General features: G+C 60.6%; 16 protein-coding genes. 10 read left to right on the top strand and 6 right to left on the bottom strand.

All coding sequences use genetic code 11. The features are described from left to right. Window positions 1–104: 104 nt before the first annotated feature. Window positions 105–887, top strand: coding sequence for an IclR family transcriptional regulator (locus tag N1078_RS11795; RefSeq protein WP_274088374.1), 783 nt, complete (start codon window positions 105–107; stop codon window positions 885–887). A 469-nt stretch (window positions 888–1,356) separates the two neighbouring features. Here the strand turns inward: N1078_RS11795 and N1078_RS11785 are convergent, their stop codons facing one another. From N1078_RS11785 to N1078_RS11770, 4 genes are read right to left on the bottom strand one after another with little or no spacing between them, the layout of a single operon-like run. Continuing rightward, entirely contained in the window at window positions 1,357–1,881 is a 525-nt protein-coding gene (locus N1078_RS11785) for a cytochrome b (RefSeq protein ID WP_274088373.1), read from the bottom strand. A gap of 27 nt (window positions 1,882–1,908) precedes the next feature. After that, window positions 1,909–2,199: a DUF2218 domain-containing protein gene (locus N1078_RS11780; protein WP_274088372.1), complete on the bottom strand. Its 291-nt coding sequence runs from the start codon at window positions 2,197–2,199 to the stop codon at window positions 1,909–1,911. A 58-nt stretch (window positions 2,200–2,257) separates the two neighbouring features. After that, a complete protein-coding gene (locus N1078_RS11775) occupies window positions 2,258–3,052 on the bottom strand; it encodes an SDR family NAD(P)-dependent oxidoreductase (protein ID WP_274088371.1) in 795 nt (264 codons plus the stop codon). Window positions 3,053–3,070: 18 nt separating this feature from the next. Next, on the bottom strand, window positions 3,071–3,886 hold the full coding sequence (locus tag N1078_RS11770; RefSeq protein WP_274088370.1) for a DODA-type extradiol aromatic ring-opening family dioxygenase: 816 nt from the start codon (window positions 3,884–3,886) through the stop codon (window positions 3,071–3,073). A 109-nt stretch (window positions 3,887–3,995) separates the two neighbouring features. Between N1078_RS11770 and N1078_RS11765 the strand changes: the two genes are divergently transcribed. Then, window positions 3,996–4,910 carry a LysR family transcriptional regulator gene (locus N1078_RS11765; RefSeq protein WP_274088369.1) on the top strand — a complete coding sequence of 305 codons (915 nt, stop codon included), beginning with the start codon at window positions 3,996–3,998 and terminating at the stop codon, window positions 4,908–4,910. 198 nt (window positions 4,911–5,108) lie between these two features. Then, entirely contained in the window at window positions 5,109–5,606 is a 498-nt protein-coding gene (locus N1078_RS11760; protein ID WP_274088368.1) for a hypothetical protein, read from the top strand. An 81-nt stretch (window positions 5,607–5,687) separates the two neighbouring features. Here N1078_RS11760 and N1078_RS11755 read toward each other — a convergent pair whose 3' ends face one another. After that, window positions 5,688–6,089 carry a hypothetical protein gene (locus tag N1078_RS11755; RefSeq protein ID WP_274088367.1) on the bottom strand — a complete coding sequence of 134 codons (402 nt, stop codon included), beginning with the start codon at window positions 6,087–6,089 and terminating at the stop codon, window positions 5,688–5,690. Window positions 6,090–6,198: 109 nt separating this feature from the next. On the opposite strand from N1078_RS11755, the gene N1078_RS11750 reads away from it, so the two are divergent. The 6 genes from N1078_RS11750 (at window position 6,199) to N1078_RS11725 (ending at window position 10,833) form a co-directional block, all read left to right on the top strand. Further along, on the top strand, window positions 6,199–6,615 hold the full coding sequence (locus N1078_RS11750) for a hypothetical protein (protein WP_274088366.1): 417 nt from the start codon (window positions 6,199–6,201) through the stop codon (window positions 6,613–6,615). 121 nt (window positions 6,616–6,736) lie between these two features. Continuing rightward, window positions 6,737–7,072 (top strand): hypothetical protein, encoded by a 336-nt coding sequence (locus tag N1078_RS11745; protein WP_274088365.1) that lies wholly within the window; start codon window positions 6,737–6,739, stop codon window positions 7,070–7,072. After that, the gene (locus N1078_RS11740; protein WP_274088364.1) at window positions 7,065–8,468 is read left to right on the top strand and encodes a TolC family protein; all 1,404 of its coding nucleotides are present in this window, start codon (window positions 7,065–7,067) and stop codon (window positions 8,466–8,468) included. Before N1078_RS11745 ends, N1078_RS11740 begins: the two co-directional genes overlap by 8 nt. Before the next feature lie 16 nt (window positions 8,469–8,484). Then, entirely contained in the window at window positions 8,485–9,897 is a 1,413-nt protein-coding gene (locus tag N1078_RS11735; RefSeq protein ID WP_274088363.1) for a multicopper oxidase family protein, read from the top strand. Between the two features lie 84 nt (window positions 9,898–9,981). Then, the gene (locus tag N1078_RS11730; RefSeq protein WP_274088362.1) at window positions 9,982–10,482 is read left to right on the top strand and encodes a cupredoxin domain-containing protein; all 501 of its coding nucleotides are present in this window, start codon (window positions 9,982–9,984) and stop codon (window positions 10,480–10,482) included. Between the two features lie 27 nt (window positions 10,483–10,509). Beyond that, entirely contained in the window at window positions 10,510–10,833 is a 324-nt protein-coding gene (locus tag N1078_RS11725; RefSeq protein WP_274088361.1) for a copper-binding protein, read from the top strand. 37 nt (window positions 10,834–10,870) lie between these two features. On the opposite strand, the gene N1078_RS11720 is transcribed toward N1078_RS11725, so the two are convergent. Continuing rightward, window positions 10,871–11,242, bottom strand: coding sequence for a glutaredoxin family protein (locus N1078_RS11720; RefSeq protein WP_274088360.1), 372 nt, complete (start codon window positions 11,240–11,242; stop codon window positions 10,871–10,873). A gap of 156 nt (window positions 11,243–11,398) precedes the next feature. Here N1078_RS11720 and N1078_RS11715 point away from each other — a divergent pair, with 156 nt between their 5' ends. Next, entirely contained in the window at window positions 11,399–11,608 is a 210-nt protein-coding gene (locus N1078_RS11715) for a DUF3820 family protein (RefSeq protein WP_274088359.1), read from the top strand. Window positions 11,609–11,798: the final 190 nt, after the last annotated feature.

The raw sequence follows: 11,798 nt of genomic DNA, 5'->3' as shown, positions 1-11,798 counted from the left end.
GCAGTCGGGATGCCGGTCAGCGTTGTAGCTGGCATCTACGGCAGGTCCGCTGGACAATGGCGGCGGCACGCATGGCGCGTAGGCACAGAATAAGAGAGGACCCAATGACGCAAACTGACCAAGCCAGCGAAGGCGGCAAGCACGTCGGCATTCAAGTGATTGCCCGAGCGGCTGCCGTGATGCGAGCCCTGGGCAACCACCCGCAAGGGTTGAGCCTCGCCGCCATCGCTCAGGTCGTCGACCTGCCGCGCTCGACGGTGCAGCGCATCATCAATGCCCTGGAAGAGGAGCTACTCGTCGAAGCGTTGGGGCCTGGCGGCGGCTTTCGCCTCGGTCCTGCGCTCGGACAACTGATCAATCAGGCGCAGACGGACATCATTTCGCTGGTCAGGCCCCACCTGATCGCGCTCTCGGAACAGCTCCAGGAGTCGACTTGCCTGTCTTCGTTGGCCGGCGATAAAACCTATGTGCTGGATCGCATCGTTGCCGAGCGCGAATTGCGCGTGGTCTTCCCCATCGGCATCAACGCGCCAGCGACCGCCACCGCCAGTGGCAAGCTATTGCTGGCCGAGTTAAGCGAAGAGGCGGTGCGCGCCTTACTGCCCGATCCCTTGCCCGTGTTCACCCCCTTGACCCTGACGCGCGAGGCGCTGTTTGAGCAACTGGTGGAGATCAAGGCATGCGGGCTCGCGGTTGACCGGGGCGAGTACATCGAGGGGCTGTGTTCCTTTGCCGTGTTGCTGGATACCTATCTGGGGCGCTACACCATTGCCATAGTCGCCCCCTCGACGCGCATGGTGTCGCGCAGCGAACAATTCCAACAGGCGCTGCTGGCGTGCAAACACAATATCGAGCGGGCGATCGGGTGCACGCCGGCAAAGTCGTAAGGGCGAACCGAATACGGCCATAAAGACTGCGGCTGAAACAGCAAAAATCGAAAGAGAGTGCGCGAGGGTGTGGGGGACGTGTTTCTCGTGATGTTCTTTACAAGACCACGCTTGCGCAGATCACGCTGCCATCGATGGCGAGCGGATACCCAACGGCTGGCAGATTAAAACCAACTGACGGCAGACGTCGCGATAGCGTTGCTGCTGTTTTGTCGAAAGCTGGTGATGGTCTTGGGGGCGGGCATCAAACGCCCGGTTAGCCGCATGAGTTCGGCGTTGCGTTGAGCTTGTCGCTCCTTGCGCTGAGATTCTTGGAACCCATAGCAGGGTTTATTTGGGCGGTTACACGCTCTGGTTTCACTTCAGCGACTGTTGATGGTGAGCGCCTAGGGTTACCCCTGCGCTCACCATCACTCAACCATTCACGTATTGAACCGCTATCTGCCCCGCAAAAAGCGTGTTGGCTGGCTTAGCCGGCCATGCGTTTGAGCGTGTCATCCTTCTTGATGAAGTGGTGAAACAGCGCCGCACCTATATGACCCACCACCAGTGCCAGCAACAGCCAAGCCAGTGGCGAGTGCAGGTTGCCGAGGCTGATCAGCCAGTCGGTTTTCAGGCCGGTTTTGGCGAGCAGTTGTACGCCAAAGACCTTTAGGCCGTAACCGTTGCCGAGCATCACACACAGGCCGGTGAGGGGCATCAGCAGCATGCTGGCATAGAGCAGGCCATGCCCGGCTTTGACCAGCGGCGCAGTTGGGCCGACAGGCTGCGGACGTTGTTGCCGCTGGCTCAGCGCCCAGAGCAAGCGCACTCCGATCAGTATCAGCAGCAGGCTGCCGATGGAAACATGCCAGGGCACCAGGGTCTGGCCGATCCAATGTTCACCATCATTAATGCGGTCGCCCAATTTGAGCAGTTGCCAGCCGATCAACAGGGCCATGGCCCAATGCAAAAGCCGAGAAATACCGCCATAACGCTGGGCTGAATCATTCATGTTGCTCTCCTTGTACTACGGGTAAGGTCACGGCGCCTGCCGGTCCCAGGTAAATTCGGGTAACGGCGCGTCCGCCATGCGTTGTAAATGCTCACCTACGATTGTTTGCAGGCGCAAAAGTTGCTCGCTGTCAGCGGCCTGCACGCGCACATGCAAGCTGCCTTGCTGGGCTTCAAGCACGCAGGGGCCCAGGCCAAGCTGAATTTCACCGCGCTGCTCGTCAAAGCTGACCGGGAACTTGTGGCTCCAGTGCTTACACAGGCGGGTGATCAGTCGTTGCGGATTGTTTGTGGTGATCTGTGCAGTAGAACTCAACATGCTAAAGCTCCTCTAGGTTCGCCCTCGTCGGCGGCTGCGCGACGAAGGCGAGCGAATGTCAGGCAATGCTTTCGACGATACCGCCTTCGACCCGCAAGGCTGAACCCGTCGTCGCGCTGGCCTGGGGCGAGGCGGCATAGACGCAGAGGTTGGCGACTTCCTCGGGGCTGGCAAAGCGGCGGATCAGGCTCGATGGGCGATTTTCGACGAGGAACAGCGCTTCCATTTCTGTCGCAGACACGCCGCGCTCGCGCGCCATGTTTTCGATAAAGGCGATAGCGCCCTCGGTACGGGTTGGCCCCGGCAGGATGGTGTTGACGGTCACGCCGCTGCCGGCCAATACCTTGGCCAGGCCGCGCGAAAGGCCTTGCAGGGCGGCCTTGCTGACGCCGTAGTGGAGCATTTCGCTGGGAATGTTTAGCGCGGATTCGCTGGAGATGAACTGAATCCGCCCCCAGCCGCGCGCTTGCATGCCCAGGGCGTAATGGCGGGCCAAACGCACGCCGCTCAGCACGTTGATCTGGAAGATATCCTCCCAGTCCTCGTCGCTGATGTCGAAGAACGCTTTGGCGCCGTAAACCCCCAAATTATTGACCAGGATGTCGGCCTGCGGCTCGGCACGGATCAGCGCCTGGCAGCCCTCTGCGGTGCCCAGGTCGGCGACCACGCCGCGCGCTTGAGCGCCGGCCTGGGTAGGGCGTAGCTGGTTCAGCGCGGCATCGACGTGGTCCTGTTGGCGGCCACAGATGACGACGCTCGCGCCAGCTTCGGCCAGCCCCTTGGCAATGGCCAGGCCGATCCCCCCTGTGGAGCCGGTGACAATCGCGGTTTTGCCGGAAAGGTTGATGATCATGGGTAACTCCTGTTGAAACTAGCCAAAACGGAAGGCCGACAGTGCGGTTTCCATCACGTGGTCGGTGAAGATGCAGTGGCCGGCGTCGTCACCGGCCGCGCCTGCCGCCAGCATCAGCGGCAAAAGGTGCTCCTCGGCACGCGGCGGATGGCACAACCGCGCCGAGGGCGCTTGTGCCCAGTCGACCAGTGCTTGCTCGCGTTGCAACGGCGGGGACTCAACCGCTTGGACCAGCCAGCGGTCGAAGGTCTCGGAAATCGGCCCGAAACGTGGGTCGCCATAACCGCGCATGTTGTGGAAGCTCATGCCGCTGCCGACGATCAGCACGCCTTCGTCGCGCAACGAGGCCAGCGCGCGTCCGGCGTGCAGATGCACTTGCGGGTCTAAATCATGGCGCAGGGACAGTTGCACCACGGGAATGTCGGCACCCGGGAACATCAATTTGAGCGGGATGAACATGCCGTGATCGAAGCCCCGCGTGGGGTGCTGTTGCGCGGGCAGGTGCGCCTGGCCGAGCAGCTCACTGATACGCGCCGCTAAGTTGGGCGCACCGGGGGCCGGGTAGGTCAGCTCGTAGGTATGCTCAGGGAAGCCGTTGTAGTCGTAAATCAGTGCCGGTTGTGCGCCGCTGGTCACGCTGAATGTCGGCTCCAGCCAGTGAGCCGAGACCATCACGATGGCCGTAGGGCGCGCGGGCAGGGTGGCGGCCAGGTTTTTCAGAAAGTCGGCCATGCAGTTCCATGCGGTGGGCGGGCTCCAGTCCATAAAGAAGCAAGGCCCCGCACCATGGGGCACGAACAGCGTCGGCATCCGGGTGTTGTTGTGAGTGGTCATGGTCACTTACCGCACGGTTAATTCAGGTGCAGAGAGTATCGCTTGAATCATTTACATTGATAATCCATCAAATAATGCGTTCACTTCCTGCTAATAGGAGGAAATAGACATGCTCGACCGTGTCACTGGCATGCGCATCTTCGTTCGGACAATTAGCGCCGGCAGCTTTTCGGCTGCGGGCCGGCAGATGGGGATATCGCCGGCGATGGCCACCAAACATGTGGATGCCCTAGAAGATCACTTGGGGGTCAAACTGCTGCACCGGACCACGCGTCGCCTGAGCCTGACCGAGGCCGGCGGTGATTACCTGGAGGCTTGCCTGCGCATTTTGCCCGAGATCGACGAAGCCGAAGCCAGCGTCGCCTCGCAACGGGTCGAGGCCCGCGGCTTGCTGCGCATGAGCCTGCCGCTGTCGTTCGGGAGTCGTTTCATCGCGCCGTTGCTGCCGGCCTTTAACCGGCGGCATCCGGCGCTGAATATCGAGCTGGGGCTGACCGACAGCCGGGTAGACCTGGTTGATGGCGGCTGGGACCTGGCCGTGCGTATCGGCCGATTGGCCGACAGCCCATTGCGGGCACGCAAGTTGGGTGATTGCGCGATGTTGGTTTGTGCCGCGCCGCGTTATCTCGACGACCACGGCGTGCCCCGCCGCGTGGCCGAGCTGGCCCAGCATAATTGCCTGGGTTACACCCTGTCGTCCTGGGCCGGTGGCAAAGAATGGGCGTTTGGTCACGATGGCAGTGTGCGCGTGGCGATCAGGGGTGATCTTGCTGCCAATAATGGCGACGTGCTGCTGGCCGCTGCGGTGGCGGGCCAAGGGGTGATTTATCAGCCGGACTTTATCGTGGCCGACGCGCTACAGCACGGCCAACTGATTGCCCTGCCGCTCGACCATCCGCCTTATGCCCCTGGGGGGATTTATGCCGTTTATCCGCAGGACCGTCGCCCGCCGGCCAAGGTGCGCCTGATGATCGATTATCTTGCCGAGGCATTCGCTCAGGCCCCCGGATTGCCGCGTGCATGAGCCGCTGATTGATAAACGCCCCGACCGCATCGATTGGCTGGCTCTGTAACTGTGCTGGGCTTTGGGGCGGCTACGCAGGTTCAGCGCGGAAAATAAATCCATGCGTTTTGCCCGTCGCCCGCGCCAAGATTGAATACACTGTGCGCCCGATTACCCCGGGCCATAACAATGGCTGCACCGTACAAGGACCTCGCCTCCATGGCTTCCCCAGATAAACAGCAAAAACGTGCCCGGCGGGCTAAAGCCAAGGCTAAACAGAACCGTTCGGGCCAGTCCAAAGCCCATGTGGTGCATCCGCTGCTGGCCAATCCGTTGATCAACGAGCCGTTCGATGATGTCGAAATTGACCTCAGCACCTTCGACTTCAAAGACATCGAAGAGAACGGCTTCGACCCGGCGCACTTCGACGATCTGTTCCAAACGATGAAAGCCGCCGAAGGCATCAGCCTGCTGGCGATGTGCTTGGTGTTCCTGCAATACCCGGTGTTGGAGCTGGTGGTCGCTGAGGAAACGGAAGACGCCGCCACCGACTTTATGATGGGCCTGCTGATCACCTATCGCGGGATCTTCCATGATGAAGACGAAGACACGGCAGTTGAGTGGATCGGCGGCGACACCTTCCAGCATGCCTATAACGAAGCGTCGATGATCCTGCAGCAGAAGAATGCGCGCGGCACTCCAGGCGCTCGCGCTTAAAAAATAAGACCGACAGCGGCGTTGAACCGTCGGTTAAACACAGCTGCACGAGTCGCCGCTGCCGTGCTCTTGCGCAGGCGGTCAAATGTCGCGAAACAGGTCGTGGGCGTTGAGCAGGCTGTAGGCAATTTCCGGGCGTTTTTCCAGGCCGCGGCGGATGGCGGTGGGGATGGCCTGGCGGGTTTTGCGGCACAGGCCTGGAAGCTCGGCGATATGGATGCCGATACCGCGCATGCTGCGTACTTCGTTAAAGCCCGGTGCAACTGTCAGGTGGATGCCGAGTTGTTCGTGCAGCCGCCGTTGCATCTTTTCCAGGTCGCTCAGGCTTTCAAGGTTTTCCAGCCGCTCAAACAGGCGCTTTTCTTCTGCGCGGGTCAGCAGCAGGATGCGCAAGTCGTTGCCTAATGTATCCAACAGCTGCTCGCGGCCGCAGTCGCAGACGCCGGGAGGGCAGGGTTGGCGCAGCGGAGGGGTGCTGGTCATGGCCCGATCATAGCCAGCTGGGTGGGCGTTTGCCCATATGAGGCATAGACAAATCATGCATTGGGTGGATAATCCGCTTCACCACCTGTGCTGAAGACCACCTCGCACCATGTCCAAAACCCTGCGTACTGCCCTGATCTGGATGCTAATGCTCGCCCTCCCGGCGCAGAGCATGGCCGCCATAAGCATGCAGTTATGTGCGGTTTCGCAGCAGAGCGGCGCAGCCGGCCAGGTTGATCCGCAAATGGCTGCGCATCATCCGGGCGCGATGCAGATGACTCAGGCTACTGAGGCCTCTGCCACCCGCGCGCATCACACCAACGACCAGACCAGTAATACTGCCCCCACCAGCGATAACAGTCTGTGCAGCCTCTGCGCTTTTTGTGTCGGTGCGGTGGCGTTGAGCGCCGTTGTCGTCACCAGTCCGCCGCAACATGCCGCTGAGCCGTCCTTGGCTCGTCTGCAGCAGTTTGTCGGTTTTATCGCCGAAACCCCCGATAGGCCCCCACGCCTGTTTCTCGCCTAAGCCAAACCGCGCGTTGATCTGCCCGCTGTAGCGATTGCTATGGCCCGTACGACGCGTATTGAGCTATTCGCCGGTGTTCGCCTGTTCTGCGCAGGCGCGCCGTTGCACGCGAGAGTATTTGATGATGCGTTTTCCCTTAATTCGCCGGCAGGCGTTGATCTGCTTGGCGTTGCTGATGCTGCCACTGCGCAGCTGGGCTGAGCTGCCCGACCCGCTCAATGGCGAGGCCGTCACACCGGCCTTGCACTATCAATCACCGCTCAAGGCCTACCAGGGTTTTAGTGAGCAACCGCTGAGTGACTGGCCCGAGGCCAATGAGCGGGTTGCTCGCATCGGCGGCTGGCGTACCTATGCGCAGGAGCCTTGGGAGCAGCCCGCCGACAACGCGGCCATGCCATCTGCTGAGCCAGCGGCGACTAACCCGCATAGCCAGCATGGAGGAATGTCCCATGAGTGATTTTTCACAGGTTGTGCGGGCTGGGCTGTGCGCCGTTGTTGTGCTGCTCGGTGGTTGCGCAAGCTTTACCCCGGATGGTGGCTTCACGGCAGTCGAGCAGGCAGGCCAGCAACTGGACAAGCAGGTGACGTGGGTGAAAACCCCCGAGCAACGCAGCCAGGTCGCCGAACGGGTGAGTGAGTTACTCGCGCAGCCGCTTAGCGTCGAGGCGGCGGTGCAGGTTGCCTTGTTGAATAATCGTGGCCTGCAGGCGAGTTTCGATGCGCTGGGTATTAGCGAAGCGGAGCGGGTGCAGGTGGGGCGTATCCCTAACCCTGGCTTCTCCTTCGGGCGCTTGGAAAAAGGCAGCGAGGTGGAGTACGAGCGCGGGTTGCATATCAACCTGGCACGCTTGATTGCCATGCCGCTGACCTCGGGTATGGAAGCCAAGCGCTTCGAACAGATGCAACGCCAGACCAGCCTGGCACTGTTCGAGTTGGCCACGCAAACGCGCAAAGCCTGGTACCGCGCGGTGGCTGCGCAGGAAAGCCTGGGTTTTATGCAGCAGGTGGTGGACTCCGCGGAGGCGGGTGCCGAGCTGGTGCGGCGCTTGGTGGCAGTGGGCAATTACAGCCTGCTGCAGCAGGCGCAGGAGCAAAGCTTCTATGCCGATGCCGGGCTTAACCTGATCCGCGCCGAGCAGGCGCGGGTGCAGACGCGCGAGCAGTTAACCCGCTTGCTCGGGTTGTGGGGCGAGCAGCTCGACTTTCGCTTACCTGAACGCCTGCCGGAATTGCCGGCAACGGCCGAGCCATTGCCCGATGTTGAGCGCCTGGCCATGAGTCAGCGCTTGGATATTCAGGCCGTGCGCCTGGATGCTGAGCGTCTGGCCAGCAACTTGGGGCTGAGCAAAACCACGCGCTTTATCAATGTGCTGGAGCTGGGTGTGGTGAATAACCGCTCCAATCAGGAGCCGACTCAGCGTGGCTACGAGATCAGCGTCGAGTTGCCGCTATTCGACTGGAGTGGGGCCAAGGTGGCCAAGGCCGAGGCGCAGTACCGGCAAATGCTCAACCGTGCTGCCGAGACGGCAATCAATGCGCGCTCGCAAGTGCGCGAGGCTTATCTGGGTTACCAGGCCAGCCATGACATTGCCCGGCATTACCGCGACGAGGTGCTCCCGCTGCGTGCGCGCATCGCCGAGGAAAACGTCCTGCAATACAACGGCATGTTTATCAGCACCTTTGAGCTACTGGCTGATGCGCGCAAGCAGATCCTCGCGGTCGATGGTTACCTGCAGGCGCAGCGCGACTTCTGGATCGTCAACGCAGATTTGCAGATGGCCATGCAGGGTGCGCCGAGCTTGCCCTCCACTGTGGCGACCACAGCCGTTGCCGACGAGCCCGCTGGGCACTGATTAAGGACTTATTCCCATGGTTTCACGACGTGATTTTTTCCTCGGTGCCAGCGCCATTACCGCCGCTGTCGCCACCACGGCGGTTAGCCGGGTGTCACTGGCGAGCATTCCCGAGGCGGTCTCGCAAAGCAGCGCCGACACCATGCCGCCGCTGCAACCGCAAAACGGTCGTCCTTACAACCCGGTGGTCACCCTCAATGGCTGGACGCTGCCTTGGCGCATGAACAACGGCGTTAAGGAGTTCCACCTGGTCGCCGAGCCTGTGGTGCGCGAGTTGGCACCCGGCTACAAAGCCCATTTATGGGGCTACAACGGCCAATCGCCGGGACCGACTATTGAAGTGGTGGAGGGCGATCGGGTGCGCATCTTCGTCACCAACAAATTGCCCGAGCACACCAGCATCCACTGGCATGGCCAGCGTCTGCCCAATGGCATGGACGGCGTATCGGGTTTGACCCAGCCAGCGATTCCGGTGGGGAAAACCTTCGTTTACGAGTTCGAAGCACGCCGCCCCGGCACCTTTATGTACCACCCGCATGCCGACGAAATGACCCAAATGGCCATGGGCATGATGGGCTTTTGGGTCACCCACCCCAAGGGCCATCACCCGCTGATCAGCGAAGTGGATCGGGATTTCTGCTTTTTGCTCAATGCCTATGACATCGAGCCGGGCGCTTACACGCCAAAAATCATGACCATGCTCGACTTCAACCTGTGGACCTTTAACAGCCGCATTTTTCCCGGCATTGATCCGCTGGTGGTGCGGCAGAACGACAAGGTGCGCCTGCGTGTCGGCAATCTGACCATGACCAATCACCCCATCCATTTGCATGGCCACGAGTTCGAGGTGACCGGCACCGATGGTGGGCCGACACCTGTGGGCGCGCGTTGGCCGGAGGTCACCACCGACATCGCTGTGGGGCAAATGCGTCAGGTCGAGTTTCTCGCCGACGAGGAGGGCGACTGGGCGTTTCATTGTCACAAGAGCCACCACACCATGAACGCCATGGGCCATGACGTGCCGACGCTGATTGGTGTGGACCACCGTGAAATGACACGCAAGATCGCCAAAATCATCCCTGACTACATGGTGATGGGTGAGCGCGGCATGGCTGATATGGCGGAAATGCAGATGCCGCTGCCGGCCAACACCGCGCCGATGATGACCGGTGACGGCCCCTTCGGTTCGGTGGAAATGGGCGGCATGTTCACCATGCTTAAGGTGCGCAAAGACCAACCGGCCGGTGATTACCGCGACCCTGGCTGGTTCAAACACCCCGCCGGCAGCGTGGCGTATGAGTGGACCGGTGAGGTGGCCAAACCGGCGCGCTCAACCGCCGCAGGTGGGCAGTCGATGCCGCTTAAACAGCCGCTCGCTGAGCCGGTTGAAGTACAGGTGCGTAAGCCCGGCAGCCATGCCGAACATTGAGACGCAAAAGTTTGTGGGCGGGGCCGGGCGGTGTACTGCTTTAGCCGCGCCCAGTCGAATTCGTACTTAAGAGGAAGTGGATTAATGCAGCAGATAAAACCTTTGTCCTTGGCGCTGGCTCTGATTGGCTTACTGGCCAGTGGCGCGGTGCTGGCTCACAGCGACCAGCATGCTATGCAGCACAGCATGATGGTGGTTAAGGAGCAAAAGCCCTGGGGCATTGCCGGTGATCGTGAGCAGGTCACGCGCACCATCAAGATTGGCATGAGCGATCAGATGCGCTTTAGCCCTGATCAGTTGCAGATCAAACAAGGCGAAACCATCCGCTTTGTGCACCGCAACGAGGGCCAGTTAATGCACGAGTTTGTGCTCGGCACTCAGGCCGATCTGGATGCGCACGCCGCGATGATGGCCAAATTTCCCGGTATGCAGCACGACGAGCCTTACATGGCCCACGTTGGGCCGGGCCAGGGCGGGGAAATCATCTGGACCTTTAATCGTGCCGGTGAGTTTGATTTCGCCTGCCTGATCGCCGGCCATTACCAGGCTGGCATGGTCGGCAAGATTCGCGTGTTGGCCGAATAAACCTTTAACCAAGCAAGAGGATTAACGATGAAAAAACGACTCAGTGTTATCGCCCTAACCAGCCTGTTGGCCGGCCCTGTCATGGCCAGCGAGCAAGCTGACGCGCCCGCCACTAGCAGTGCGGCGGCCACCAGCCAAGGTGAAGTACGCAAAATTGATACGGCCAACCAGAAGGTGACGCTGCGCCACGGCCCACTGGCCAACCTGGGCATGCCGCCGATGACCATGGTGTTTAAGGTGCAGGACGCCGCTCAGCTTGAGGGGCTCAAGGTCGGCGACAAGGTGAGTTTTGTTGCGCAGCAGCAGGGCAGCCAGTTCGTTGCAAGCGAGTTACAGGCTGTGCAGCCTTAATGGATTAATCGGGGCCGTTGCGGCCCCGATTACCTGATCAGACAGCGGCGAAGCGCTCGTTAAGGTAGGCGATGATTGCCTTGGACTCGTACAGCCAGGTGCTCTGGCCGTTCTCTTCGATACGCAGGCACGGCACTTTGATCTTGCCGCCTTGCTGTTCCAGGTCGCTGCGCGCTTGGGCGTCGTTCTTCGCGTCACGCAGAGCAACCGGCACATTGAGTGTGTGCAGGGTGCGGCGGGTTTTTACGCAGAACGGGCAGGCATGGAATTGATACAACGCCAGATTGGCGGCGCTTTGTTCAACTGCCGCTTGAGCCTCTGGCGTGCGTTTGAGCTTGGCTGGACGGCTGATCCAGTCGAAGAAGATGATCAACTGGCCGAGGCCGATGCGCAGTGCCTTGATAATCATGCTGGGGCAAACCTTGGGTCGATAAACACGGGCGCGCAGCTTACCCGAGTTTGCGCCACTGGCGTAGGCGCTGGCCTGGGTCTAAGCCGAACGGCATAATTTGCGGCCTGATGCGCGCCCAACCAGAGTGCGCACATGCCACCTCGCGAGTGACTGATGAAGCCCGAAGATCTGCTGTTGCTGGTAACCCGTGAAATGCCCTTCGGCAAATACAAAGGCCGCTTACTCGCCGACCTGCCTGGTAATTACCTTAACTGGTTCGCCCGCGAAGGGTTCCCTCAGGGTGAAATCGGCCGCTTGTTGGCGCTGATGCAGGAGATTGATCACAACGGCTTGTCAGGCTTGTTGCCGCTGACCGAAAACTGACCCAGTAGAGGCTGTTCTGCCGACTGAAAACTGACCCAGGTGTTCAACTGCTTCTGCTCAATTTTTGAGCAGGAGAACACAGGGTGATCAGTATGGAAATGATGGGCAAAATCCGCCGGATGTATTTCCGCGACAAGCTGTCGCTGCATGAGATAGCCAAGCGCACCGGGTTGGCGCGCAACACGATTCG

Origin of the sequence: Pseudomonas sp. MIL19 (assembly GCF_028680365.1) — a bacterium.
Lineage (GTDB): Bacteria > Pseudomonadota > Gammaproteobacteria > Pseudomonadales > Pseudomonadaceae > Aquipseudomonas > Aquipseudomonas spirodelae.
This window is presented reverse-complemented; position numbering and strand designations above follow the sequence as displayed.